At 76.5% G+C, this 26,579-nt stretch carries 10 protein-coding genes; 2 read left to right on the forward strand and 8 right to left on the reverse strand.

All coding sequences use genetic code 11. The features are described 5' to 3' along the window. Positions 1–164 precede the first annotated feature (164 nt). Positions 165–722, forward strand: coding sequence for a hypothetical protein (locus LV78_RS02265; RefSeq protein WP_253842940.1), 558 nt, complete (start codon positions 165–167; stop codon positions 720–722). Between the two features lie 265 nt (positions 723–987). Continuing rightward, positions 988–1,884: an AraC family transcriptional regulator gene (locus LV78_RS02270; RefSeq protein ID WP_253842943.1), complete on the forward strand. Its 897-nt coding sequence runs from the start codon at positions 988–990 to the stop codon at positions 1,882–1,884. A gap of 122 nt (positions 1,885–2,006) precedes the next feature. On the opposite strand, the gene LV78_RS02275 is transcribed toward LV78_RS02270, so the two are convergent. From LV78_RS02275 to LV78_RS02310, 8 genes are all read right to left on the reverse strand, one after another. Next, positions 2,007–2,858 carry a hypothetical protein gene (locus tag LV78_RS02275; protein WP_253842944.1) on the reverse strand — a complete coding sequence of 284 codons (852 nt, stop codon included), beginning with the start codon at positions 2,856–2,858 and terminating at the stop codon, positions 2,007–2,009. A 271-nt stretch (positions 2,859–3,129) separates the two neighbouring features. Continuing rightward, positions 3,130–4,893 (reverse strand): hypothetical protein, encoded by a 1,764-nt coding sequence (locus tag LV78_RS02280; RefSeq protein WP_253842946.1) that lies wholly within the window; start codon positions 4,891–4,893, stop codon positions 3,130–3,132. After that, positions 4,890–8,879 carry a DUF5682 family protein gene (locus LV78_RS02285; RefSeq protein WP_253842948.1) on the reverse strand — a complete coding sequence of 1,330 codons (3,990 nt, stop codon included), beginning with the start codon at positions 8,877–8,879 and terminating at the stop codon, positions 4,890–4,892. Before LV78_RS02285 ends, LV78_RS02280 begins: the two co-directional genes overlap by 4 nt. Next, positions 8,860–10,017, reverse strand: coding sequence for an ATP-binding protein (locus LV78_RS02290; protein WP_253842949.1), 1,158 nt, complete (start codon positions 10,015–10,017; stop codon positions 8,860–8,862). The genes LV78_RS02285 and LV78_RS02290 overlap by 20 nt, the downstream gene beginning before the upstream one ends. Further along, complete coding sequence (locus LV78_RS40505) at positions 10,014–15,494, reverse strand: hypothetical protein (protein WP_301305622.1); 5,481 nt, start codon at positions 15,492–15,494, stop codon at positions 10,014–10,016. The genes LV78_RS02290 and LV78_RS40505 overlap by 4 nt, the downstream gene beginning before the upstream one ends. Then, complete coding sequence (locus LV78_RS02300) at positions 15,491–20,392, reverse strand: hypothetical protein (protein WP_253843230.1); 4,902 nt, start codon at positions 20,390–20,392, stop codon at positions 15,491–15,493. The genes LV78_RS40505 and LV78_RS02300 overlap by 4 nt, the downstream gene beginning before the upstream one ends. After that, entirely contained in the window at positions 20,389–25,332 is a 4,944-nt protein-coding gene (locus tag LV78_RS02305; RefSeq protein WP_253842951.1) for a hypothetical protein, read from the reverse strand. Before LV78_RS02305 ends, LV78_RS02300 begins: the two co-directional genes overlap by 4 nt. Then, entirely contained in the window at positions 25,329–26,183 is an 855-nt protein-coding gene (locus tag LV78_RS02310; protein WP_253842952.1) for a DUF4132 domain-containing protein, read from the reverse strand. Before LV78_RS02310 ends, LV78_RS02305 begins: the two co-directional genes overlap by 4 nt. Positions 26,184–26,579: the final 396 nt, after the last annotated feature.

The raw sequence follows: 26,579 nt of genomic DNA on the forward strand, positions 1-26,579 counted from the left end.
CGAGCGCTCGCGGAAGGAGCAGGACGCGCGGCCTTCCGACGCGCCCCCTAAGGACCCTGCCGGAACGGGACGTCCGGCACCGGGTCTGGGACCTCTTCCTCTCTCCCCGACCCCCTTGTGAACGGGATGCTTTTACCAGCAAGGAACGAGTCGAGGAGGCGGCAATGACCGCGATCGCCAGCACCAACGAAGTCACTACGCGGGGGGACGTCGGTCAGAAGCTGATGGCGGTCCTGCGCATCTCGACAGGATTCGTCTTCCTCTGGGCCTTCCTGGACAAGGCGTTCGGCCTCGGCTACAGCACCGGGTCGGCGAAGGCGTGGATCAACGGCGGGTCGCCGACCAAGGGCTTCCTGAGCAACGTCGAGGTGGGCCCCTTCCAGGGGATGTTCCACAGCATGGCGGGCGCCTGGTGGGCCAACCTGCTCTTCATGGTCGGCCTGGCGGCGGTCGGCACGGCGGTCATCCTCGGCATGGGGATGTGGATCTCGGCGGTGTCGGGCTCGATCATCATGTTCATGATGTGGCTGGCGGAGTGGCCGATGGCCACCGTGACCTCGGCCGGTGAGCCGAGCGGGTCGTCGAACCCCTTCATGGACTACCACATCATCTACGGCATCATCCTCTTCGTCCTGGCGATCTACAAGAACGGTGAGACGTGGGGTCTGGGCAAGTTCTGGGCAGGCCTTCCCGTGGTCCGCGACAACGCCTGGCTCAGGTGAAGTCCGGAGCCCACCCCCGGAGGAGCCAGCCGCCCTTCCCCTGGCGACCGGCTCCTCCGCTTTTCACCCCTCGTTCCACGTGGCGAGTCGACCGCCCCGCCCCCGCTCAGGGGACGGGGCGGTTTTGCGCGTTCCGGGAAAACGACTGCTGCGTCACACCCCGCCTTTTGGCCGGGTCGGTTTTCACCGGATAGCTCTCCGATGATTCTTCCGCTATGCCTCCGGCGCATTGTCAGGCCCGTTCCGCTCATTTACGGTCATTCGGGTGGACGTGGTGAGCGACGTTGTGGAAGTAGCGCGCTGCGGGCGCGCCGTGCACGGCAGGGCGGGGTTCGACGGGCCGTGGCGGTTCCGGTTCTCGACCTGCCGGGGGGTGGGTTTCCACGTCCTGCTGCGCGGGAGCGGGTGGCTGGTGCCCGAGCGCGGCGAGCCGGTGCCGCTGGGGGTCGGGGACGTGGTGCTGGTGCCCCGGCGGGGCGGGCACGTGCTGTCGGACCTGCCGGTGAGCGAGGGCGCGGTGCCGTTCAGCGCGGTGGGGGCCTCGCGCGGCAGCGGGGAGGGCGGGGCCGTCGACCTGCTGTGCGGGGAGTACCCGCTGGACGTGGCCAGGAGCCACCCGCTGCTGGAGGCGCTGCCCGAGGTGGTGCACCTGCCCGCTCGGGTGGGCGGGCACCACGACCTGCGGGCGGCGGTGGACCTGCTGGGCGGCGAGGTCAGGGCGGGCCGGGTCGGGCGGGACGCGCTGGTGTCCGGGCTGCTGGACCTGGTGCTGGTGTACTCGCTGCGGGCCTGGCTGGAGGACAACCCGGACGGCGGGTGGGCCAGGGCGCTGCAGGACCGGGGGGTGGCGGCGGTGCTGGAGGCGCTGCACTCCTCGCCCGCCGAGCAGTGGCGGATCGAGGCGCTGGCCGACCGGGCCGGGATGTCCAGGGCGACGCTGGCCAGGCGGTTCACCGCGCTGACCGAGCGCTCGCCGATGGCCTACCTGGCGTGGTGGCGGATGGTGCTGGCCAGCAAGCTGCTCAAGGAGACCGAGCTGCCGCTGCACGGGGTGGCGCAGCGGGTGGGGTACAGCTCGCCGTTCGCGTTCTCGCACGCGTTCAAGCGGTACAACGGGGTGGCTCCCGCGCACTACCGGTCGGCGGCGGCGGACCTGCGGTAGGGCCTGCGGGACGGGCGCGACGGGACCGGCACGGCAGGACGGGCACGGCGGGACGGGCACGGCGGGACGGGCGCAGCGGGACGGGCGCAGCTGGTCAGGCAGAGCAGGTCAGGCGCAGCAAGTCAGGCCCCGGCGTCGGGCAGGCCGAGGTGGTGGGCGGCCACCTGGAGCATCTGCCGCGCCTGGTTCACCGTCCAGTCGACGAGCGCGTCCGCGTCGCCCAGGACCGGGGTGGCCACCTCGGCGCGAAGGCCGCCCTCGGGGCTCTCGCAGTAGCGGCCCGCCGAGGTCCAGCGCTGGAGGCCCTGCAGGACCGCCTCGGCCTCGGGGCCGGGTGGGACGGCGGTCGCCGGGGCGTAGTCGGCGGACGCGACGAACCAGTCGCCCCTGGTGCCCAGCTCGACCCAGGCCGAGCGGCCGTCCTCCAGGGCGACCCGCGAGATCGTCGGCGGTAAGGCCACGCCGGAACCGCCCAGCTCGGGCAGGCCGAGCGCGCCCGAGCCGACCACGGTGAGCTGGCAGGACGCGACCAGGTGGCCGAGCAGCATCCACACCTGGAGCGGTTCGGGGAAGCGGGCGCCGATGTGGCAGCCGAGCGCGACCTCCAGGGTCCCGTCGTCCGGGGAGCGGTAGGCGCGGGCCAGCGGCAGCCTGCGGTTCGCCCCGGCCAGGCGCTCCCCCGTCACCTCGGGCAGGACGTCGTGCGCGGTCAGGCGGAGCGCGCCCTGCTCGTCCACGGCGGTGACGGACAGGTCGCCGTCCGCGCCGGACAGGCGCAGCGCCGCGTACGGGACGCCCCGCGCGCTGGTGCGCGTCGAGTGCGCCACGCCCAGCTCGGTGAGCGACCGGAACAGCGGGGAGGTGGTCTCGTTCATCGAGCTCCGCCCTTCTCCGGGGCGCCGGGGCGCGGGGAAGGCGGCCCGCGTCGGGGACGCGTCGTGCTCGCGCTCCGCGCGGTCCAGGCCCAGGTGCATGGTCCCACTGTCACCCGGAGATCATTCCGCGCCAATGGGAGCCGGTGCGGCGGCTCGGGTGGCGGGTGCCGCCCATCGGGGCACGGGGGTGCGGTGCGCACGGCGGAAGGCGTTGCGCCGCAACGGGAAGCGCTCGGCGGCGGGGTGGCGGCGGGCGGGGTGGGGCGGGCGGTGGAACCCCTACGGGAAACCGCTGCCCGCACCCGGCCGCCGGGTGGGCGCCGAGGCCGTCCTGCTCTGGGCCGAGTCGGCCCCGGCGCCCGGTCTCAGCTCACCCCTCGCCACCGCCCACGACGTCCACCCAGGTGCGGCGGGCCGTGGCCCTGGTGAACTCGCGGACGTGCAGGCCCGCGCGCAGCCAGGCGTACGGGAACGCGTCGCCCGCGTCCCGCACCACCCGGCCGAACGCGTCGCGCTCCCGGTCCCGCGACGCCGCCGCCAGCTCCTCCAGCAGCACCGCCGTGGTGCGCAGGCCCGAGTCGCGCAGGACGTCCACGTCCCGCCCGGTCGACGCGACGCCCGCCACCGCCCGGCCGCCCAGGGTGACCCGGTGCAGCACGTTCTCCAGCGGTCGCAGCGGCGGTGGCACGGACGGGCGGGCGTCCTCGCCCTCGGCGGGCAGGTCGTGGGTCGCGCCCCGCGCCACGTGCGAGCGCTGAACGCGGTCAAGGCCCAGGTCGGCGCGCCCCTTCAAGGCCGAGGGCAGGTCGACGTCCCCGGACAGGGCCAGCGCGACCGCCGCGCCGGGCCGCTCGGGCAGCAGCCTGGCCACGACCTTGACCCGCAGGCCGTCCGCGCCGGAGAGCACGCGCAGGTTGTCCCTGGTGCGCTCGTCCCGCGCGACCAGGTCGACCCGGCCGCCGTCGACCTGCACGCGCAGCGCCGCGCCCACCGGCCCCTGCACGAGGCCCTCGACGAACAGCAGGGCGTCACCCGGCGGCCGGTGCGCCTCCGGTCGGGCGGCGGCCCGGAACGCCCGGTCCACCTGCTCGGCCAGCGGTTGCCGCCACAGCCCGGCCAGGGGCTCCTCGTCCCAGGTCGCGCCGGACGCGGCCACCGCCCGCACGGCCTTGCCCGCGCCGAGCCTGCGGTCCGGCGAGGCGGTGCCGCCGGACAGCAGCAGGCCGCCGCGCCCGAGCCCGGCCTGGGTGAGGCCGGACTCGCCGATCGCCACCGGTCCGCCCGCCGCCGCGACCACCCGCTCGCGGCCACCGGGCATGATCGCCGGGACGGTCCACAGGCCACCCCTGTCATCCACCAGGTGGGTGACCACGCCCGCGTAGCCGGAGCTGGTCACCACCGGTTCGGTGCACAGCCCGTACAGGCGCAGCGCCCCGATCGGGCGGTACTCGCGGCGGGCGGTGCCGCGCAGCTCCGCCGGGTCGGCGGGGACGTCCGCGCGCAGGTCGTGGCAGAGCAGGAGCAGCTCGACCAGCTCGGCGGTGAGCAGCTCGCGGTCGAACGCGGACGAGCCGGACCTGGCGTCCGCCAGCATCGAGGCGATCCGCAGGCCCGCCGCCGACGCTCGGTGCAGGCCCGCGACGCGGGCGACGTGCACCGCCCGCAGCAGTCCGGCCCGCACGACCGCCCCGCTGCCGGACGCGCCGGAGCGCAGCACCGTCGCGCACGCCTCCCACAGCACGTCGGCGGCGGAGCGCTCGTCCGCGCGGATCGGCGGCGGACCGCCCTCCTCGGCCACCTCCGCCGCGGCGGGCGCCTCGGCCTGCGGCTGCGCGTCGGGCGCCTCGGCGACGTCGGCGACCTCGGCCGCCGCGACCGCGATGCCCCGGTGCAGGCACTTGGGCGCGAGCAGGCAGGTGCAGGTCAGGTCGTCGGCCGACGCGAGCACCCCGCCGCGCAGCACCCAGGTGAGGGCGGTGTCGGCGTCCAGCTCGGCCTTCGCGCCGTCCCCGTCGACCACGACCTGCCAGGCCGCCGCCTTGTCGAGCGCGGCGTCGACCCGCTTGCGCAGGCGCGGCGGGAGGGCGTCGAGCACGTCGGCGACCACGGCGGGCGCCACCGGGGGCGGGGTCATCCGCGCACCTTCTCCCCGACCCAGCGGGCCAGCTCCTGCGGGCTCAGCGCGGCGACCGGCATCCCGGCCGCCACCAGCGAACCCGCGATCGACGTGGAGTAGCGGGGCTTGCCGGTGTCGTCCAGGCTCGCGCAGCCCAGCACCGTCACCCCGGCGGACACCAGCTCCCGCACCTGCTCGGTGAGCGAGGCGACCGGTCCGCCCTCCTCGAAGTCGCTGACCAGCACCACCATCGTCCTCTCCGGCACGGTCACCAGGTCACGGGCGTGCCGCAGCGCGCCAGCGATGTGCGTGCCACCGCCGACCCTGACCTCCAGCAGCAGCGACAGCGGGTCGGCGACCCGCTCGCTCAGGTCGACCACCTGGGTGGAGAACGCCAGGAAGTGCGTGGTCAGCGACCGCACGCCCGCGAACACGGACGCGGTGAGCGCCGCCCACACCGTGGACGCCTCCATCGAGCCCGACACGTCGACCACCAGGATGAGCCGCCAGTCGTTGGCCTTGCGGCCCCGGCTGCGGAACACCGGGCGCTCCGGGACGACCACGACCTTGCCGTGCTCGTCGCGGCGGGCCGTGGCCAGGTTCGCCCTGAGGGTGCGGGGCAGGTCGAGCTTGCCGCCGGGGCGGCGGGTCGGGAACGGCAGCTGCATCCCGGTCAGGGCCGGCCTGATCCGGTTGGCGAGCTGCTCGGCCAGCTCGCGGACCAGGCGGGCCACCAGCGGGCGCAACCGGGCGAGCGCGTCCTCGGAGAGGCCGCCCGCCAGGGACAGGACGTTGCGCAGCAGGTCGACCGAGGGCCGCACGGAGGCCGGGTCGATCTCCAGCGCGGCCTCCAGCCTGCCGCCCTCGGCGGCGGCGGCCAGTACCTCCTCGCGGACCCGGTCGCCGAACAGGGCCCGCAGCTCGTCGGACCACTCGCGCACGACGGGGAACGGGTCCCCGTCACCACCCGCGCTGCCGCCGAGCGAACCGCTGCCCGCGCCCTCGCCCCGGTCGTGGCCGTAGAGCTCGTCCAGGGCGGCGGCGTACCGACCGCCACCGGCCGGACGGTCACCGCGCGCGCCGAGCAGGAGCCGCCAGCGCAGCACCGGGGGGAGTTCGGCCGGTGCGGCGGGAGCGGTTCCGGTGGCGGTGGCGGTGGACGCTTGACCGGCCGGGACGGGGTCGGGGGCGGCCCCGGTGGGCGCGGCGACGTCGCCCTCGGTGGGAGTTCCTGCGGCAGGCGCGGTGGAACCGGCCCCCGTCGGCACGTCCCCGGACGAAGCGGCGGGATCGGCTCCGACCGACGCACCTCCGGTGAACGCGGCGGAGTCAGCCCCGGCCGACGCGCCCTCAGCGGACACGGCGGGGCCAGCCCCGGCAGGCACCCCCTCGGCGGACGCGGCGGGATCGGACGCGCCGGTCTCGGCGGACGCCCCTCCCCCGCTGCCCGCAGCGGGAATGGCGCTGGTGGGAACGGCGCTCGTGGGAGCGCTCTCGCCCGATGCGGGCGCGGCGACGCCGACCGCCGTGGCGGTCGCCGCCCCGACCGTCCGCGCCGGAAGCGCCGAGACGCCCGGCCCGCCCGCCGCAGCCCTGTTCACCGCAGCCCCATCAGCCGCAGCCCCATCAGCCGCAGTCCCGTCCGCCGCAGCCCTTTCCGCCGCAGCACCGTCAGTCGCAGCACCGGAGGGGGAAACGGCTTCGGGCCCGCCCGCCGCCGTCCCGGTCAGCCCGTGCAGGCGCAGCGCGTCCGCCGCCTCCCGCTCGGCCCCCAACCACAGCGCCAGCTGCTCGGGATCGGGCCCTGAAGCCCGGTCCACCCGCGCGCCGACCCGCTCCTGCACCACGGCCAGCACCCGCGCGCGGGCGGCCGGGCCGATGCTGGTGAACGCGCCGCGCAGCGCGGGCAGCCGGTCCAGGAAGTCCCGGTCGCCCAGCGACTCCACCCGGTCCAGCAGCGGGTCGAGGGCCTCGGTGGTCTCCAGCAGGGCGGTGGCCGCCGCGAGCACGCCGGTCAGCGCGCGCCGCAGCGAGTCCCTGCCCTCCGGGGTGCTCGCGGTGTCGATCCAGGACGCGACGCGCTCGCCCAGCTCGGCCGGTTCGGCCAGGCCGAGCAGGACCCTGGTGGCCCCGGCCGCGCCCGCGACGAGCGGGCCCGCGCCGTCCGCCAGCTCGCGCAGCGCCACCGCCAGCCGCACGCCGGTGCCGTGCGCGTCGTGCCGCTGGCCCAGTTCGACCAGCGCCCGCGCGTCGGCCGGGTCGTCGGACCCGGCCAGGCCCTCCAGCTGGGCGACCGCCGCCGTCTCCAGGTCGCGGGACAGCACCGGGTGCCCGTCCAGCACCTCGCCCGGCGTGCCGGGCAGGTGCCCGGCGCGCAACCGGTCCAGCAGGGACAGCGCGGCCAGCAGGTCGTGCAGGGTGCCCGAGGTGGGCAGCACGGTCGCCGCGTCGTCCAGAAGCACGCCGACCACGTCCGGCAGGCCGCACGCGGCGGCCTCGGCCAGGTCGGCGAGCACCGCGGCGGGGGTGTGGCCGCCGCCGCGCTCGCGCTCGGCGCGGCGGGCCATGAGCCTGCCGCGCGCCGCCACCTCCAGGGTCGCCCCCCACATGCCCGCGACGGGCAGGGTGGCGGCCGTGGCGGGCGTCCACGAGACGGTCCACCGGGTGCTCAGCGCCTCGCCGCCGCCGACGCCCGCCGTCGCGGTCTCACTGCCGTAGGGCACGCCGAGCGCGTCCAGCCTGCGCAGGGCGATCTCGCGGCGCGCGTCGAGCGGCGAGCGCAGCGGGTCGAGGCGCAGCTGCGCCGGTTCGGTCGAGCCCGGTCCCGGCAGCCGCAGCTCCGCGACCAGCGCCTCCACGGCGGGGGCCAGGCCGGAGCGCGGGGTGCCGGGGGCGAGCAGGCCGAGCCGCTGGCCGACCAGCACGTCACCGGCGGCGCGGGCCACGACCCGGCCGCGCCCGAGCGGTTCGGCGTGGGTGAGCACGCTCTGCACCGCCTCGACCAGCTCGCCCCGGCCGGGCGCGGGCAGTCCGCGCAGCTTGGCCAGGTCGACCGCGAGGCGCAGCGCCTCGCGCGCCTCGCCGGGCCCGGCCGGGTGGCCGAGCTCGCGCACGCGCGCGCAGATCCGCACGACGAACGCCGCAGCCGAAGCCTCCACGGCCGCCGCGTCGCCGCCCGACTCGTAGACGGCCTGCTGCCACTCCGGGTCGCGGATGCCCGCCGGGTAGCCGGAGCGCTCGTCCAGCAGCGCGAACCCGTACGGCACCAGCGAGGTCACCACCTCCGGCCCGCTGCCGGTCGGGCGGTCGCCGTCCGGGCCGCGCAGCAGGGCGGCGGCGTGGAAGGAGCCGATGACGGCGGCCGAGCGGCGTCCGGCGACGTCGGCGACGGCGTGCCGCATCCACTCCTCGCGGCGCAGGTCGAACCCGTCGACGCCGTCGCCGTCCGGGCCCTCGGCGTCGCGGCGCAGCGCCAGGCCGACCAGCAGCGCGGCGCGGCGCACCGACTCGGCCGACTGGCCGGGCGCGGCGGCCTCGACCAGGCGGTCCCACAGGTCGTCGCCGTCCCGGCCGGTGATGACCTTGCGCAGCGCGTCGGCCAGCGGGGTGCCGTGGTCGTGACCGGCGCGGTCGCCGTCGCCGCGCAGCGCGATCGGCAGGTCGCACGGCCGCACCTCGACGCCGTTGCGGCGCGCCCAGCGGATCGCGGCCAGCTCCGGGGAGAAGTCCGCGAACGGGTAGAACGCGAGCGAGCCGCCGTCGCGGGCCGCCCCGGACAGCGCGACCGGCGCGAGCAGGTCGGGGTCGGCCAGGTGCGGCAGCCACTCCCCCAGCTCCTGCGGCAGCTCCACCAGCAGGACCTCGGGGTCGGCGGCCTCCAGCAGCGCGGGCATCGCGGCGGCGAGCGCGGGCGAGTGGTGGCGGACCCCGATCAGCACGGGCTCGCGGTGGTCGGCCAGCCGGTCCGCCACCGCGAGGTCCGGCTCAGCCCTCGAGGACGTCACGGAGTTCCCACAGCCGTCGCCACGTGCGGGCACCGGACTCGGCGCGCCGCCGCACCGCGCCGTCCCAGTAGCCGCGCAGCTTCGCCGCGTCCGCCGGGTCGTCCTTGCGCACCACGCCCAGCAGGTGGCCGGGCAGCAGCGACAGCGGGTCGCGGTCGCTCGGGAAGTACGCGTCGGCCAGGCCCAGCGCGGTCGCCACCGACACCGCCTCGGCGGTGCTCATGACCGTGGACGGGCGCTCGACCGCCCAGCCCTCGCCGGACACCCCGTCGCGCAGGTCGCGGAACGCGGTGACCAGCACCTCCAGCACCACGTCGTCCACGGCGAACGGCGCGCCGACCCGCTCCAGGGCGGACTTGGCCTGCCTGCGCACCAGCTCGGTCTCGGCGGCCAGGTCGCCGATCGGGCCGACCGCCTCGAAGTTGAAGCGGCGCTTGAGGGCGGCGGACATCTCCGACACGCCCCGGTCGCGCAGGTTCGCGGTGGCGATCACGGTGAAGCCGGGGGCGGCGTGCACGGTGGCCGCGTCGGTGCCGGACAGCTCGGGCACCGCGATGCGGCGGTCGGACAGGATCGACACCAGCGCGTCCTGCACCTCCGGCAGGCAGCGGGTGACCTCCTCCACCCGGACCACGCCGCCGGTGCGCATCGCCGACAGCACCGGGGACGGCACGAGCGCACGCGGGCTGGGGCCCTCGGCGAGCAGCATCGCGTAGTTCCAGCCGTAGCGGAGCTGGTCCTCGGTGGTGCCCGCGGTGCCCTGCACGGTCAGCTGGCTGGTGCCGGAGACGGCGGCGGCGAGCAGCTCGGACAGCATCGACTTGGCGGTGCCCGGCTCGCCGACCAGCAGCAGGCCGCGCTCACCGGCGAGGGTGACCACGGCCCGCTCCACGAGGGCGCGCTCGCCGACGAACTTCGGGCTGATCACCAGCCGCTTGGGCAGGCCGTCGGCCTTCGCGCCCTTCGGGAGGGCGAGCGCGTCGCCGCCGCTGCCCACGATGAACGTGACGACCGCGCGCGGGGTGAGCCGCCAGCCGGGTGGCTTGAGGCCGTCGTCGTGCGCCGCGAGGAACGCGAGTTCCTCGCGGTGGGCGTCCTCGGCTGGTTCTACCTGCCTGGCGGGGGCGGTGGCGGTCACCGGTGTCCTCCGGTCCTGTGCGGTTCTGGGGTGGGCGCGTCCCCGTCCAGCACGCGCTGCCAGGCGCGGGCGAACAGGTCGGCGACGGGTTCACCGGGCACTGGCGCGCCGGTGCGCTTGGGGGTGTCCGCTCGCGCGGGGTCGAGCAGGTCGGCCTTCCAGGTCTCCAGCGGCGGGTGCGGCTTGCCGGGGTCGGAGACGGGGCCGGGGAGGAACAGGGCGCGACCGGCGCGGGGGCGGCGCGCGGTGACCACCAGGTCGGTGGCGGCGAGCTCGGCGCGGGCGCGCTTGAGGCGGTCGGGCTTCCAGCCGGTCCAGCGGGCGGTGTTGGCGTCCGTGGGGTCGGGGAGCGCGAGGAGCTGGAGGTAGAGGGCTGCGGCGTCCTGGGAGAGGCCGTGGGTGGCTGCCACCTCGGTGACCAGGTGCGGGACGGAGGTGGTGGGGTCCTGGAAGTGGGCGTCCGGGTCGGTGTCGGCGAACGCGGCGCAGGCTGCGGTGAGGGCGGGCTGGGCGAGGGCTTCCAGGTGGGCGGCGACGCGCCAGCGGACCGAGGGGGTGTCGAACTTCGGGTGGGCGGCTCGGGCGCGGAGGAGTTCGAGGGCTTCGGGCAGGCTCGCGCGGAGGGGGGAGGCGGCGGGGAGGCGGTAGGCGAGCCAGGTGAGGGCTTCGAGGGCGGGGCCGAGGTGGTCGGCGGTGAAGCCGTCGGGGTGGGGGGTGGAGGGGGCCGCGCCGGGGGCGGTCGGTTGCGCTCCGGGTGCGCCGGTGCGGCTAGCCCTGGTCAGGGCGGCGCTGTTCAGGGCTCCCGCGGACGGCCGGTTGGCGCGGACGCCGAGCGGGCGGCGGGGGCGGTTCGTGGTGAGCCAGGTGGCGCTGGTGGGGTTGGCCAGGTCGGAGAGCAGGTCGGTGGAGCGCTCGCCGAGGGCGAGGTGGGCGTCGAGCAGGACGTCGTCGGGGACCGGGGTGCGCCGCCCGCGCTCGGCCACCCACGCTCGGGCGATCGCGGCGGTGTCCTGGCCGGTGGTCCACAGGGCGGTCGGGTCCTCGGGGACGGCGGCGGCGAGCAGGGCGCGGCGGAACCGGTCCGGGGTGCTCTCCAGGGCGCGCCCGGCCATGGCCGCCTCGGCGGCGGACAGGCCGATCAGGAGGCGGTCCGGTTCGGGGAGGAAGTGCTCGGCGGGACCGTTGACGCCGGGCAGGCCCGCGAGCAGCAGCGCGGCCTGGGCGGTGCCGATGCCCGCGCGCTCGGCGAGGTCACCTGGGGCGTCGGGGTTCCAGGGGGCGGGGCCCCGGTCGGCGAGGGTGGTCAGGAAGGCGCGGACCGAGTCCGGGGTGAGGGTGGTGCGGACCTCGCGGGACTCGGCGAGGAGGGCGCGCGGGGGGACGGTGAACTCGCCGGGGGTGCGGGTGAACTGGAGGCCTTCGACGCGGCAGGTGCCGTTGCGGCGGACCTTGCGCTCGAAGAACGCGACGAAGCCGTCGGCGAGCGGGGTGGCGCGGTGCAGGGGCGGGGCGAACCTGGCGGGCAGCTCGAAGCTGACCACCCGCCAGCGACCCGAGCCGTCGACCAGGCCCGCGCGGACCAGGGACCGCAGGAACCCGACGAGGGTGTCCCGGTGCGGGGGCGGGGTGAGCGGGGAGGCGGCCCGGTGCAGGAGGGCGCCGAGGTCGGGGAGCGCGGCGTGCCAGCCCGCCGGGGCTGCGGGTGGGAGGGGGTGGGAGTCGGCGGGCTTGGGGGCGCGACCGGCGGCGAGGCGCGCGAAGCGCTGGCCGAGGGCGGTTCCGGTGGAGCCCAGGGGGAGGGTGGGGGGCTTGACCACCTCTGCGCTCGGGGGTGGGGCTGGGGTGGAGGCTGGGGGCTCGGCGAGGTCGCGTGTGGGCGCGGGTGCGTCGATGGTGGGCGCGGCGGTGGCAGGCACGGGCCCATCGGTGGCGGACGCGGGCCCATCGGTGGCGGACGCGGGCCCATCGGTGGCGGACGCGGGAGCGCTGGTCGCGGGCACGGGAGCGCGGGTGGCGAGCGCGGGGTCGGTGGCTCCGGGCGCGACGGCGGCGGGCGGTGTAGCAGTGAGGGCGGCGGCTGCCGAGGCCTCCGGGGCCTCGGAGGAGCCCAAGGCCTGCGGTGGTTCCGGTACTTCCGAGGGCGGCTGGGTGACCGGGGCCGCCGGGGGCAGGGGCATTGCCGGGGCCGCCGAGGGCGGTGGCGTTGCCGGGGTCGGTGCGGTCGCCGGTGGAGCTGCCTGGGTTTCCGGGGTCGCCTCGGCCGCGTTGTCGTGGGCGGTGACCGGCTTGGGCGGGGTTGTGGCCAGTTCGCCCAGGGCGGTGATCAACTCGGCCAGTGGGCGGGCGCCCTGGTGGCCCGGCCAGTGCGGGCGGCCGAACCAGAACAGGCTCGCGGCGAGCGCGGCCTCGGTTGTCGCCGTTCCCGTCGCGGGCAGGGCGTTCGGGTCCGAGGTGCGGGCCGCCTCGGCGATCGGGGCGAACGCGCGGAAGCCCGTCAGCAGGGTCGCCGCGTGACGGGCCAGTGCCGCCACGCCCGTGATCAGGGCCGGGTCGGTGAGGTCGGGGATCGTCGTCGTGACGGCTTCCACCACCGGGTCGGGGTGGCCTGGCCGGGTGGTGGGGTGGGTGGTCCGGGGCGGGAAGAGGCTGGTGCCGGGGAGGGCGTGGTCGCCGTCCGACAGGGCCGCCGCGAGGATCGCCTCCGCCGCCTGGGTGGTGACCTCGCGCAGTGCCGCCGAACCGACCTCGTCGCGCGGGCGCAGCACGTGCCACCACGCGGGCGGCGGCAGGAGCGGGGTGCCCGCCGCGTGGTCGCGGTGGTGGCGGTCGTGGTGGAGGTGGAGTTCGGCGCGCTCGACGGACTCGGGGTCGAGGAGGGTGAGCTTGCGGCAGTGCGGGGTCGACGGGCAGCGGCCCGCGTCCAGCACGGTGAGCCTGGCCCCGCCGGGGAGGTCGAGCAGGCCCAACGGGGGTGGGGAGGCGGCCGGGAGGTGGACTCGGGCCCCGGTGACGGACTCACCGGTCCACGAGCCGTCCGCGTTCCGGCGGAGTCGCCAGCCGTGGCTGCCCGCGGACTCGCCCAGCGGGCTCCCGGTGGTGGCCGGGGTGGACGGGCGCAGGTCGGAGTGGAGCAGGTCGAGTTCGGCGTCCTCGGTGGCGAAGTCGGTGAAGAACTCCGGCAGGGGCGCGCCTGGCAGGACGGTCGGGAGGGGCGCGGGGGGCTCACCCGTGATCACGGGCCACGGGGGCGCGGCGGACAGCGCGCGGTGGGCGGCGGTGGCAGTGGCGGGTGCGGGTGCGGGTGCGACTGGGCCGGGGACGGCGGCGGGCGGGGCGGCGGCCTTGACCGCGCCAGGCTCACCTGCGGGCGGTCCGGCGGCGGGCGGGACCGCGCCGAGCACGGCGGCGGGCGGTTCAGCGGCGGGTGTCGCAGGGCCAAACGCGGCAGCGGGCGATGGGGCAGCGGGTGCGACCGGGCCCGGCTCGCCAGTGGGCGTGGCCGTTTCCGGCGTGGCAGCGAGCGGCTCAGCAGCAGGTGTCGCCGAAGCGGGCGCGTCGGGTGTGCGGAGTGGGCTGGTCGGGTGTTTGGGGCGCTTCGCGCCTGGCGTTCGGGGGGTGTGCTCGGCCAGCACGGCGTCCGGGCCCACCACCGCGTAGGCCTCGCCCTTGCGCAGCAGCAGTTCCGGCCACTCGCCGCCGACCGCACGCACGCCCTCGCCCAGCGCGTGGGCCGCGCGGTCAAGGGCGGGCCAGCCCAGTTCGTCGAGCACGCCCGCGCGCAAGGTCGCCGCCAGCACGCCCGCGACGTCCGCCGCAGCCAGCGACTCGGCCGTCTCCGGGGCGTTCGCGAACACCTCGGGTCTGGCCACCGGGCGCAGGCGGTCCAGCAGTCTGGCCAGGTCGGGGAGGCCCTGCGGGAGGGGGGTGGACTGGGCGGTGATCCACTTCGTCAGGGCTCGGCGCAGGCCGGGGACCGCGAGGACCTCGCGCAGCGCGTCGGTCGTGGTCTGGCCCCGGTGGGCGGTGGCGCGCAGGTGGGCGTGCGCGGCCTCGCCCAGTGCGACGCCGTGGTCCGAGTCCGCCAGCGCTAGCAGGTCGCGGCGGCCCGGCTCGGCGCAGGTCAGCCAGCGGGCCAAGTGGTGCTCCGCGTCCACCGGGGCGGCCAGGTCGAGGGGGACGCCTCGGGTCAGGAGGAGGTCGAGTAGGTCGAGCGCGGCGAAGTCGGCGACGCGCACCGGCAGGGCGTCCGCGACGAGCCTGAGCGCCAGCTCCTCCACCAGGTCCAGCAGCGCCGGGACGCGGGGCGGGCCGTCCTGGGTCGCGGCGATCACCCTGGACAGCCAGTGCGCTGCGGGGATCGGGGCGGTTCCGGACGGGGTGGTGTAGGCGGCGGTGGCCCCGCAGGCCGCGACCGCGTCCAGCCACGCGGGGACAGCGTCGGGGATCGCGGGGACGGCGGCCAGCAGGTGGGTCCTGGTCTCCGGGGACCTGGCGGACAGGGTGGTCAGCGCGGGCTGGTGGTGGGTCCAGAAGGAGCGGGGCGCCCTGGTGGTCGCGGGGCTGGGCAGGATCGCCGACAGCAGGCGCTCCTGCTCGGCCCGGACGTCCGCGCCCGCCGCGCGCGCCGACCTGGCCAGCTCGGTGGGCATCGTGGGGTGCGGTGGGAGGCCGCCCCGGACGCGGTCCGCGCACAGGGCGAAGAACGACTCGTGGGCCCGAGGGCGGTCGGGGTGCTTGAGCAGGGACCTGGCGTGGGCGGTCAGGGCCTTCGCGGTGACCGCGCCCGCCAGGGAGAACTCCAGGAACACCGCCCGCAGGCGGTCCAGGTCGACGGGCAGGGCGTGCTCGCGCTCCGCCTCGCGGGCCCGGTCGAACATCGCTGCGGCGGAGGTGGGGCTGCCCGCCGCGAGGAAGACCCGGCCCGCCCGCTCGTGGAACACGGGCAGGAGGCTCGGGTCGGCGTGCGCGAGCAGGTCGCCCAGCTGGGCGAAACCCGCCCTGGCCACGCCTGCCCGGTTCCTGACCAGCGGGACCAGCCGGTCCGGGTCCGCGACCAGGTCCAGGACGTAGTCGACGTACGCGCGCGACGGATCAGCCTGGGCCGACCGGGCATCCGGGTCCGGGACACCTGGGGCTGGAACACCTGGGGTTGGGGCACCTGGGGCGGGAGTGCCCGGCTCGGGACCGCGCGACCCCGCGCCTGCCGGACCAGCACCGGCCAAACAGGCACCCGTCGAACCAGCGCCGACCGCCCCGGCGTCGCCCACCCGCCGCACCCGCGTGGGCGGGGTGAAGCCGAGGAAGCCCGTCAGGACCTCCTCGGCCTCGGCCAGCCACTCCGGCACGAGCCGGACCACGACGCGGTCGCCGAGCACCGGGTGGGTCCGGTGCCTGGCGGTGACCGCGTCGTGGGCGCCACCGGGCCGACCGCCGGGGGTCGCCCCGGACGCGGTCGGACCGGTGGCGGGGGACGTCATCGGCGGCTCCCGGTGCGCAGCTCCTCGTAGGCGGGCGCGTCGCCGTCGAGCACGCGCTGCCACGCGCGGGCGAACAGCGCGGGCACCGGTTCGACCGGGACGATCGCGCCGCTGCGCTTGGCGGGCTCGTAGCCGAAGGCCACGTCGAACATCGGGGCCTTCCACGTCTCCACCGGCAGGTGCGGCTTCTTCAGGTCCGACCAGCCACCCGGCAGGAACAGCGACCGCCCCGCCCGCGCCCGCTTGGCGCTGAGCACCAGGTCGGTCTCGGCCAGCTCGGCGCGCGCCTTCTTCAGCCGCGCGGGCTTCCACCCGGTCCACCGGGCCGTGTTGGCGTCGGTCGGGTCGGGCAGGGCCAGCAGCTGGAGGTACAGCACGGCCGCGTCGGCGGACAGGCCGAACCGCTCGGCCGCCTGCTCGACCAGGTGCGGGACCGAGAACGACGGGTCCTGGAAGAACACCTCGGGGTCGGTGCCCTCGGGCGCGACCGCCGCGCACAGCTCGGCCAGCTCGTCGGTCGCGAGCAGGTCGCCGCAGGCCAGCACGTCCGAGGAGTACGCCTGCTCGGCCAGCGCCTGGAGCACGGGGCGGTCCTGCGGGCGCACCCGCGCGGGCCACGCGATCAGGGTGCAGTACTCCTCGGAGGTGGTGACGACGTCCAACCACCCCCCGTGGTTCGTGATCGCGCCGACCGTGCGGTCGGCGCTGATGCCGAGCATCTTCTCCACGGCCACCGTCTCACGCCAGGTGCCGACCTGGATCGCCAGGTCCCGGCTGGCGTTGCGGGCGCGCACCAGCTCCAGCGCGACGGGCAGCCGCGAGCGCAGCGGAGAGGCCGCGGGCAGCCGGTAGGCCAGCCAGGTCAGCGCCTCCAGGGACACCGTCAGGTGGTGGCCGGTGAACCCCTCGCTCTCGTGCATCTTCAGGTTGTTCCCGACGATGTGCATCCGGGCGTCGGTGTTGAGCCACTCGGTGCGCTCGGGGTTGAGCAGCGCGGCGAGCGTGGTCTCCGGCGCGCGGTTCTCCAGCGCCTTGCTGGCGTCGAGCAGCACGTCCTCGGGCACGGACACGCGCCTGCCGCGCGTGCCCACCCACACCTGGGCGACGGCCTCGACGTCCGGGCCGCTCTCCCACAGCGCCACCGGGTCGGCGGGCACGGCGGCGGCGAGCAGCTCGCGCCGGAACCGCTTGGCGGTGTCGCGCAGGCCCTGCCTTGCGGCCTTGAGCTCGGCGGCGGACAGGCCGATGAGCTTGCGCTGCTCGGTGGTCAGGAAGCTCGCGCCCCAGGTCTCGATCTCCGGCATCCCGGCGAGCAGCAGCGTCGACACGGACGTGCCGAGACCGGTCAGCCCGGCCAGCTCCTCGGGTGCCTCGGCGCGCCACGGCGCGGGGCCGCGCTCGGCCAGCACGTCCAGGAACCGCAGCACGTCCGCGCCGGTCAGGGCGCCGCGCAGCTCGCGCGAGTAGGACAGGGTGGCCTTGGGCGGCAGGGCGAACCGGCCGGGCTCGGGGCTGAACTGGAGGCCCTCCAGCAGGTAGGTGTCGTCCTCGCGCGAGCCGCTGCTGCTGGTGAACGTGGCGAAGCCGCCGCCCAGCGGGAGCACGGCGTGCTTGGTCAGCTGGGTCTTCAGCGGCAGGTTGATCCCGACCACCCGCCAGCGACCGGTGCCGTCGACCAGCCCGGCGTCGGCGAGCGAGCGCAGCAGCAGGACCAGGGCCTCCCGCTCCGGCTCGGGGGTGAGCGGCGAGGCGGCGCGGTGCAGCAGCGCGGGCAGCTCGGGCAGCACCTCGTGCCAGGCGGTGCTGTCCGGGTGCGGCAGCTCCCTGGCCTGGACGGGACCGGCGGCGGCCTGGCCGAGCGCGGCGATCAGCTCGGGCAGCGTGGTCGCGCCGTTGCTGCTGGAGCGGTAGCGGTAGCCGCCGAACCAGTCGAGCGCGCCGGTGACGGCGTCCGCGCTCACGACCGGGCCGCGCGGGGCGAGCGCGTCCAGGTCGGTGGTGCGGGCCGCCTCGGCGACCGGCGCGAACGCCCGGTAGCCCACCAGCAGCTTCGCGGCCCGGCGCACCAGGTCGGACACGCCGACGACCAGCGCCGGGTGGGTCAGGCCGGGGAGCGCCTTGGCGACCGCCTCGGCGACCAGGTCGCGCTTGGTCTTCTCGCCGCGCACGCGGCTCAGCAGGGCGGCCAGCCGCCCCTGGTGGGCGGCGGGGAGCTCGTCGCGCTCCTCCTTCGGCAGCGCGGCCTCGGCGACCGCTGCGGCGAGCAGGGCCTCGGCGGCCTCGCGGGTGACCGAGCGCAGCGCCGCCGACCCGGCCTCGTCGCGCGGGCGCAGCACGTGCCACCAGCCCATCGGCGGCAGCAGCGGGGTGCCCGCCGAGTAGTCCGCGTGCTGCTGGCCGACGCCGTCCAGGGAGCCCACGACGACGCCGTGCTCGTCGAGCAGGTCGATGGTCCGGTAGTGCGACACGAGGGTGAGCTTGCCCCCGCCGGGCAGGGCGAGCTGCCCGACCGGCGCGTAGCGCTCGCCGTCGGTCAGGTGCACCCGCCTGCCGTCGACGCCCTCGGCCAGCCAGGACTTGTCGGCCTGGCGGCGCACCCGCCAGCCGTGCAGGCCGTTCGCCTCGCCCAGCGGGCTGCCGGTGGTGGCGGGCACGGACGGGCGCAGGGTGCAGGAGTGCACGTTCAGCGAGGCGCCCTCGGCGGCGAAGTCCTCCAGGAACGCGGGCAGGCTCGCCCGGCCGAGCTCGCCGGTGGCCGGGTCGACCTCGACCAGGCCCTGCCCGCCCTGGGGCAGGGACCCGAGGGTCCACAGGTTGGCGCCGTCGCCGTAGACCCGCCGGGGCGAGGGGATGTGCGTGTCGCCGCGCTGGAGCAGCCTGCCGCCGGTGAACAGGCCTGCGGGCGTGGTGATCGCGGGCTCCGGGGCCGAGTTGCTGTAGTAGTAGGTGTTCTCGCGGTTGGTCTGGAAGATCTTGCTGGGCGCGTCGCTCCAGTAGCCCAGCTCCTCGTCCGGCCCCTGCCAGCGCACCAGCAGCGCGCCGTCGTGCCAGGTGCCGGTGGGGTCGAACGACCACTTGTGGCGCTGGTCGGCGGGGATGCGGGCCTGGTGCTCGGCGAGCACGCCGTCCGGGCCGACGACCACGAACTTCTCGGCGCGGCGCAGCACGAGGACCGGCCAGGCGCCGCCCGCGAGGACGACGCCGGGGTCGTCCTTGATCTTCTCGGCCTTCAGCGCCCGGACCGCCTCCTCCAGCGCGGGCCAGCCCAGCTCGTCGAACAGGCCTGCGCGCAGGGTGTCGGCGAGGACCCCCGGGACGTCGGTGTCGGCGAAGGCCTGGGCGACCTCGGGGGTGTCGGCGAACACCTCGGGCACGGCCAGGACGCTGATCTGCTCCAGCCGCTCCCCCAGCGCGGGCAGGCCGCGCGGGGCGTCGTCGGCGGCCCTGGCGGTGTTCCAGGCGGCGAGCGCGGCGCGCAGGCCGGGCACGGCGAGCACCTTGAGCAGCGCGTCCACCGTGGTCAGGCCCTTGTCGGTGCTGACGCGCAGGCAGTTGTAGACGCCGTCGCCGAGCCGGTCGACGAACCGGGAGGCGGCGACGGCGGCAAGGTCGCGGGCGCCGGGCTCGTCGTCCCCCAGCCAGGAGCCGACCTGGTAGTCGATGTCCCTGCGCTTGGGCTCGGCGATCGGGACGCCCTCGGTGAGCAGCAGGTCGAGCAGGTCGAGCGCGTAGAAGCGCCAGCCGAGCAGCAGGCGCACCTCGTGGCCGTCGGCGACGAGCCTCGGGGCCATGGCCTCGGCCAGTTCGAGCAGCTTCGGCAGGCGCGGCTGGGCGCCCCAGTTCGTGTGGTTGACCGCGATGACGTCGGACAGCCACTCGGCGGCGGGCCGGGGGGCGGCGGGTGCGGTCTCGACCGGGTCGGTGTACGCGCGGGTCGCGCCGCAGGCGGTGACGATGTCCAGCCACAGCGGCAGGGCCGCCGCCGCGGACGGCACGAACGTGAGCAGGTGCGAGCGGACCTCGGGGTCGGCGGTGGCCATGCGCACCAGCGCGTTGCGGTAGTGCTTCCAGAAGCCCTGGCCCGCGCGCGGGATCGAGGCGCTGTCGAGCAGGGCGGTCAGCAGCCGCTCGTCCTGCTCGGCCTGGTCCAGCTTCGCGGCCTTGACCAGGCGCTTGAGGTCCTCGGGCATCCCGGTGTACGGGGGGAGGCCGCCCCTGGTGCGCTCGACGCACAGGGTGAGGAAGCCCTCGTACGCCTCCACCGGGTCGGCCCGCTTGAGCAGCACCTTCGCGTGCGCCGACAGCGCCTTGGCGGTCAGCGCGCCCGCGAACGCGAACTCCAGGAACACCTCGCGGGTGCGGGCGTTGTCGACCTTGAGGTCGTGCACCTCCTCCGCCTCGCGGGCCTTGCCGAACATGGTGGCCGCGTAGGTGGTGTTGCCGTGGTCCAGGAACGCGCGGCCGGCCTGCTCGTAGAAGGTGGGCAGGAAGTGCGGGGCGGAGCGGCCGAGCATGTCGCCGAGGGCGGTGAACCCGTCCTTGGCCGCGCCCGCGCGGGAGCGCGCCATCCTGGCCAGGCGCTGCACGTCCTTGACCAGGTTGAGCGCGTGGTGGCCGTTGGCGGGGTCGTTGACCAGCGCCCACGCCGGGAAGCCCAGCGCCTCGCGCCTGCCGGTGCCCACGCCCTCGACCCGGTCGGGGGCGCTGAAGCCGAGGAACTCGGCGGTCAGGTCCTCGGCCTTGCCGAGCACGCTCGGCACGAGCTTGACGACGACGCGCTCGCCGAGCGCGGGGTGCCCGTAGTGGCGGGCGGTGATCGTGTCGCGGTCCTCACCGGTCGAGTCGGTGCCGGGCAGCACGGCTCCTGCGGCGATCATCCTGGCGGCGGTGGCGGTCACCGGTCTCCTCCGGTCGTGAGCTGGTCGTAGGCGGGCGCGTCCCCGGTCAGCACGCGCTCCCAGGCGCGGGCGAACAGGTCGGCGACGGGTTCGGCGGGCGCGATCACGCCCGTCGAGTGGTCGGGGTAGGTGACGCCGCCGTACAGCGACGTCTTCCAGACCTCCAGTGGCAGCCGGGGCTTGCGCTGGTCGAGCCAGCCACCCGGCAGGAACAGGGAGCGCCCGGCCCTGGACCGCTTGCCGCCGACGACCAGGTCGGTGTCGGCGAGCGCGGCCCGCGCCTTCTTCAGGCGGGCGGGCTTCCAGCCGGTCCACCGCGCCGCGTTCGCGTCGGTCGGGTCCGGCAGGGCGAGCAGTTGCAGGTAGAGCGCCGCGGCGTCGGCGGTCAGGCCGTGCCGGTCGGCGACCTGCTCCACCAGGTGCGGCGCGGAGAACGTCGGGTCCTGGAAGTAGACCTGCGGGTCGGTTCCCTCGGGCGCGGTGACGGCGCAGGCCGCAGCCAGGCCGGGGTCCAGCGCCAGGCGCAGGCGGCCGACCGCCCAGTGGCCGTGGACGACCTCGGCGAGGGCGTCGAGCAGCGGCTGGTCCTGCGGCCGGATCAGGGCCGGGCGCACGAGCAGGGCGCAGAAGCTGAAGTGCGAGCGGGCGACCTCCAGCCACTCCCGGTGCCTGCCCACCTCGTCGACCGGGCCGACCTCGACGCCGGTCAGCTCGGTGATCGCCTGGGCGTCCTGGAGGTCGCGGAGCACGAACCCGAAGCCCTCGTGCGCCAGGCGCGCGCGGACCAGGTCGAGCGAGCGGGCCAGCGCGGGCCGCAGCGGCGAGGCGGCGGGCAGCCGGTAGGCCAGCCACGCCAGCGCGCCGGGCGCCCCGGACAGGTCGTCGTCGCCGAAGGCCGCCTTGTCGGAGGCCACCGCGCGGGCCTGCGCGAGGGTGGTGTCGCCGTCGACGTGCAGCCAGCGGGCCAGGTCCGGGTTGACCAGGTCGGAGACCCGGCGCTGCTCCTCGTCGTGCCACAGCTCGCGGTTGACCAGGACCTGGAGGTCCTCGGGCAGCGGGGCGCGCTTGCCGAAGGCGTCGGTCCACACCCGTGCGACGGCCTCGACGTCCGGGCCGCTCTCCCACAGCGCCAGCGGGTCGGCGGGGACGGCGGCGGCGAGCAGGGCCAGCTTCCGGCGGTCGGACAGCGCGCCGAGCACCGGGCCCGCCGAGGCGGTCTCGGCGCTGCTCAACCCGACCGTTTCGCGCTCGGCGGCGTCGAGGAACACCTTCGGCCGGAACCGCAGGCCGGGCATCCCGGTGAGCAGCGCCGTCGCGGCCACCCGGCCCGCGCCGGTCAGCTCGGCCAGCGCGGGACCGGCGTCCGGCCGCCACGGGGCGGGCCCGCGCTCGGCCAGCGCGTCCAGGAACCGCAGCACGTCCGCGCCGGTCAGCGCGGCGCGCGCGGGGTTGGCCTCCAGCAGGGCCATGCCGGGCGGCAGGGCGGGGTCGTCCGGTTCACGGGTGAACTGGAGAGCTGCGGCGTGGATGACGCCGTCGCCCTCGTCGCTCTTGCGGTAGTAGGTGACCAGAAAGCCGTCGGCGGTCGGCAGGGCGACGTTGGCCTGCGTGGTCTCCGGGCAGCGCACCACGACGTTCCGCCACCGGCCGGGCTCGTCGTGCAGGCCCGCCTCGACCGTGGCGCGCAGCACCGCGACCAGGGCGGCGCGCTGGTCGGCCGGGGTGAGCGGGGACGCGGCGCGGTAGAGCAGCGCGTCGAGCGCGTGCAGGTGGTCGGTCCAGTAGTGGCAGGTCAGGGGCGGTAGCGGGGTCGGCTCGGCGAGCTGGGCGGCTGCCGCGCGGCCCAGCGCGGTGATCGCGGCGGGCAGGCCGCTGGGCACCGGCGCGGTGGTGGCGCGGTACGGGTCCCGGAACCAGGAGAGCGCGTCGTCGACCTGCCAGTCGGTGATCGTGGACCCGGTCGCGGCCAGCGCGTCCGGGCCGAGCGCGCGGGCGGCGTCGGCGAACGCGGCGAACGCGGCGAACGCGCGGAAGCCCGCGCGCAGCAGGGCGGCGCGGCGCACCACGTCGGCCACGCCCGCGATCAGACCGGGGTGGGTCAGGCCGGGCAGGGCGGTGGTGATGGCCTCGGCGAGCGGGACGGCCTGCCCGCGCGACACGGCCGCGAGCCAGGCCTGCCGGTCGTGCCGGTCCAGCTCCTCGATCAGGCCCTCCTCGCCGACGGCGGCGTCGAGCATGGCGTCGACGGCCTCGCGGGTGACCGCGCGCAGCGCCGCCGACCCGGCCTCGTCGCGCGGGCGCAGCACGTGCCACCAGTCCAGCGGCGGCACGACCGGGCTGCCCGAGGCGTTCTCCTGGCAGGGCTCGTCGCCGAGCGCGTCGAGCCTGCCCAGCTCGGTGCCGTCGACGTCGAGCAGCCGCAGGCCGTTGTGCACGGCCATCAGCACGAGCCGCCCGCCCGAGGGCAGGTGCAGCAGCCCGGCCGGGATCTCGCCGGTCTTCGGCCTGCGCACGGCGCGGCCGTCGATCCCCTCGGCCGACCAGGAGCGGTCCGCCTCGCGGCGCACCCGCCAGCCGTGCAGGCCGTTCGCCGCGCCCAGCGGGCTGTTCGCGGTCTCGGGGACGGCCGGTCGCAGCTCGCAGGCCTCGTGGACGAGCTGCGCGCCGGTGGTGGCGAAGTCCTCCAGGAACGCGGGCAGGCTGGTCCGGCCCGCGTCGCCGGTGGCCGGGTCGATCTCGTGCAGGGCCCAGTCCCAGGCCTCGCCCCGGTAGGCCCACAGGTGCTCGCCGTCGCCGAGCGGGTCGGCGGGGACCGGGACGTCGGTGTCGCCGAGCCGCACGACCCGGCCGCCGGAGAACCGGCCGCCGCCGACCGCGATGGAGCCGCGCACGGGCGAGGACCGGCGGAACGGCGGTCGCCGGTCGTCCAGCGGGAAGGAGCTGCTGGGCGCGTGGCTCCAGTAGGCGCGCTCGCCGCCGGGGGCGTTCCAGCGGACCAGGAGGGAGCCGTCGTGCCAGTCGGCGCTCACCCGGAAGAACAGGCCGTGGCGCTGGTCGGCGGGGATGCGCAGCTGGTGCTCGTCGAGCACGCCGTCCGGGCCGACGACGACCAGCCGCTCACCCCGGCCGAGCACGAGCGCGGGCCAGCCCTCGCCCACGATCCGGGTGCCGTGATCGCCGGGCGGGAGGGACGCGAGGTCCCGGTGCGCCTGGTCGAGGGCGGGCCAGCCGAGCTCGTCGTACAGGCCTGCGCGCAGGGTGGTGAGGACGGCGGCGGTGACGTCGGTGGCGGCGATCTCCTCGGCGGCCTCGGGCACGTCGGCGAACGCCTCGGGGACGCCGACCACGCGCAGCTCGGCCAGCCGCTCGCGCAGGGCGGGCAGCCCGTGCGGGCCGGGGCCGGGCGAGCGGGTGGTGATCCACGCGCCGAGCGCGGCGCGCAGTCCGGGGACGGCGCAGGCGGCGACCAGGACGCCCGCGTCGACCACGTCGGCGCGCACGGCCCGCTCCAGGTGGACGACCAGGCCCTCGCCGAGGGCGTCGGCGAACTCGGAGGCGGCCAGCGCGCGCAGGTCGCGGCGGCCGGGGGCGTCGTCGGCGAGCCACTTGCCGACCGTGAGGTAGCTGTCGGGGTGCAGCGGGGGCGCGACGGGCACGCCGCCCGCGATGACCAGGTCGAGGACGTCGAGGGCGTGGTTGCGCCAGCCGCGCAGCAGCTCGACGGGGTGGCCGTCGGCGCGCAGGCGGGACAGCATCCGCTCGACGAGGTCGAGCAGGGCCTGGGAGCGCGGGTTGGGCTCCCAGACCGGGTGGGCGGTGGCGACGGCGGTGGCCAGCCAGTGCGCGGCGGTGACCGGGGGTTGCGGGCCGTCCGGGTCGGTGAGGGCGTCGGCGGCGCCGGACGCGGTGAGCACGTCGATCCAGGCGTCGAACGCGGCGGCGTCGGCCGGGACGAACTCCAGCAGCCTGCGCCGCACGCCCGCGTCGGCGCGCGCCAGGTCGACGAGCGCGGGCCGGTAGGACTTCCAGAAGCCCGCGTTCGCGCGGGTGACGGCGCTCGTGCCGAGCAGCGCGGCCAGCACGGACCGCTGCTCGGCGCGCTGGTCGAGCCCGGCGGCCTTGGCCAGCCGGTTCAGGTCCTCGGGCATCCCGGCGTACGGGGGCAGCCCGCCCTGGGTGCGCTTGACGCACAGCGCGCGGAACAGGGCGTAGGAGGCGGCCGGGTCGCCCCGACCTGCCAGGCCCCTGGCGTGCGCGGACAGCGCCTTGGCGGTCAGGGCGCCCGCGAACGCGAACTCCAGGAACACCTCGCGGAGGCGGTCGTGGTCGACCGCCAGGTCGTGCACCCGCTCGGCCTCGCGGGCCTTGCCGAACAGCACGGCGGCGAAGGCCGGGTTGCCCGCGGCGACGAACGAGCGGGCGGCCTGCTCGTAGAAGGTCGGCAGGAAGTGCGGGGCGGAGCGGCCGAGGCGTTCGCCGAGGGCGAGGAACTGCTCCTTGGCCTGGGTGGGCCGCCCGGACGCCTGCCGGGACACCCGCTCCAGGTCCTTGACCAGGGCGAGCGCGTGGTGGCCGTTGACCGGGTCGTTGACCAGCGCCCACGCCGGGAAGCCCAGCGCGACCCGCTTGGCCGCGCCGACCGGGCGGACGCGCTCGGGGGCGGGGAAGCCGAGGAACTCGGCGGTCAGGTCCTCGGCGCGGCCCAGCTCCTCCGGGGTCAGCCGGACCACGACGCGGCCTTCGGCGGCGGGGTGGCGGTAGTGGCGGGCCGTGGTGGTCGCGGCCTGGTCGGACCAGGGGTGGTCGGGCCCGGACCGGTCAGTGTCGGACCGGTCGGTGCCGGACCGGCTGGGCTCGGACCGGTCGGTGTCGGGCTGCCCGGCCCCGGTTCCCGGCGGCAGGACCGCGCCCGCTGCCAGGAGCGCGGCCGGGTCCGTCACGACTGCCCGTCCTTGTCGTCCACGACGCGACCGGCGTGGATCGCCGAGGCCATGCGCATCCCCTCGGACCAGGCGACCGGGCCGACCTCGGCGAGCGGGACGGAGGCGCCGTCCTCCAGCGCCCACGCCAGGTGGCCGGTCCAGGTCTCGCCCTCCGGGTAGTCGGAGCCGAGCCAGAAGCGGGCCTCCACGACCCGGCCGCCCTCGAACGCCGCGTAGACCGCGTCGCCGCCGCGCACCGGGTAGCCGAGCGTGCGGCAGCGGCTGAGGGCGTGGTTGAGCTGCTCGAACTTGCCGCCCGCGAAGTCGTCGACGGCGTTGCGGCCCTCGGGGAACGACTCGGGCTTGACGAACGTCTGCCGGAACAGCTGCTGCGCCTTCTGCTCGACGCCCAGCTCCGCGCCGAACTCGCGCAGCTCCTCCAGGTCAGCCAGCAGCACCGGGTGCGGGATGTCGACCGCCTCCGGCGACAGCCGCAGCGTCTCGCCGTCGAGGTTGACCACGCCGAGCCCGCGCTCCGGGTCGGCGTCGCGCAGGAAACCGGTCTCCCCGTCGGCGGTGACGACGAGGTCGCGCAGCGCGCTCGCCCACGCCTCGTCCGCCCACACCTCGGTGAGCAGCGCGGTCGGCACCGGCAGCGAGCGCACCATCCAGCCGTCCACGGTGGACAGGCACTCGGCCTCGTGCCTGGTCAGCCACTCGGTCAGCTGCCGGAGCTGCACGACCTGCGGATCGTCCTTGATGGACGCGGGCACGGAGGACAGGACCTTGCCCTTGGCGTTGCGGCACTGCACACGCCCGTTCTCCCCAAGCCGCACCTGGTACCCGGACGCGGCGTCGAGCCAGCCCACGTTTCCTCCCTGCGTTGTCGGTCTTGCGGTGTGTGACGTCGGTGTCGACGTGATGTGGCGGACGTTAGCGATGGGGTCCGACAAAAACCGTCGAGCGTGTTGTTCCCAACTGGGCGTAACGCCCCCGACCTCGGTGTTGCTCCACTTCGGACGTGAGCGGGGGGCGGTTCGTTCCACGGTTGGGGATGATCTTCGGGCGGGGTGGGCGGTGGGGTGGGGAGGTTGGTGGGGCGGGGCCTGGGCGGGGGGTGGGTGTCGGCGGGCGGTGGCTGGTGTCGGCGGGTGGCTTCGGGCAGGTGGTCGCGGGGCTAACGGCAGCGGGCGATGGGCAGCGGCGGGCAGCGGGCTGACGGTGGGCGGTGGGCTGTGGGCGGTGGGCGGGCGACGGATTAACGG

The organism is Actinosynnema pretiosum, assembly GCF_024171695.1.
Lineage (GTDB): Bacteria > Actinomycetota > Actinomycetes > Mycobacteriales > Pseudonocardiaceae > Actinosynnema > Actinosynnema pretiosum.

Coding starts and splice junctions, on each gene's coding strand:
- LV78_RS02265 (WP_253842940.1), top strand. CDS start 165: ATGACCGCGATCGCCAGCACCAACGAAGTCACTACGCGGGGGGACGTC.
- LV78_RS02275 (WP_253842944.1), bottom strand. CDS start 2,858: ATGCACCTGGGCCTGGACCGCGCGGAGCGCGAGCACGACGCGTCCCCG.
- LV78_RS02280 (WP_253842946.1), bottom strand. CDS start 4,893: ATGACCCCGCCCCCGGTGGCGCCCGCCGTGGTCGCCGACGTGCTCGAC.
- LV78_RS40505 (WP_301305622.1), bottom strand. CDS start 15,494: ATGACGTCCCCCGCCACCGGTCCGACCGCGTCCGGGGCGACCCCCGGC.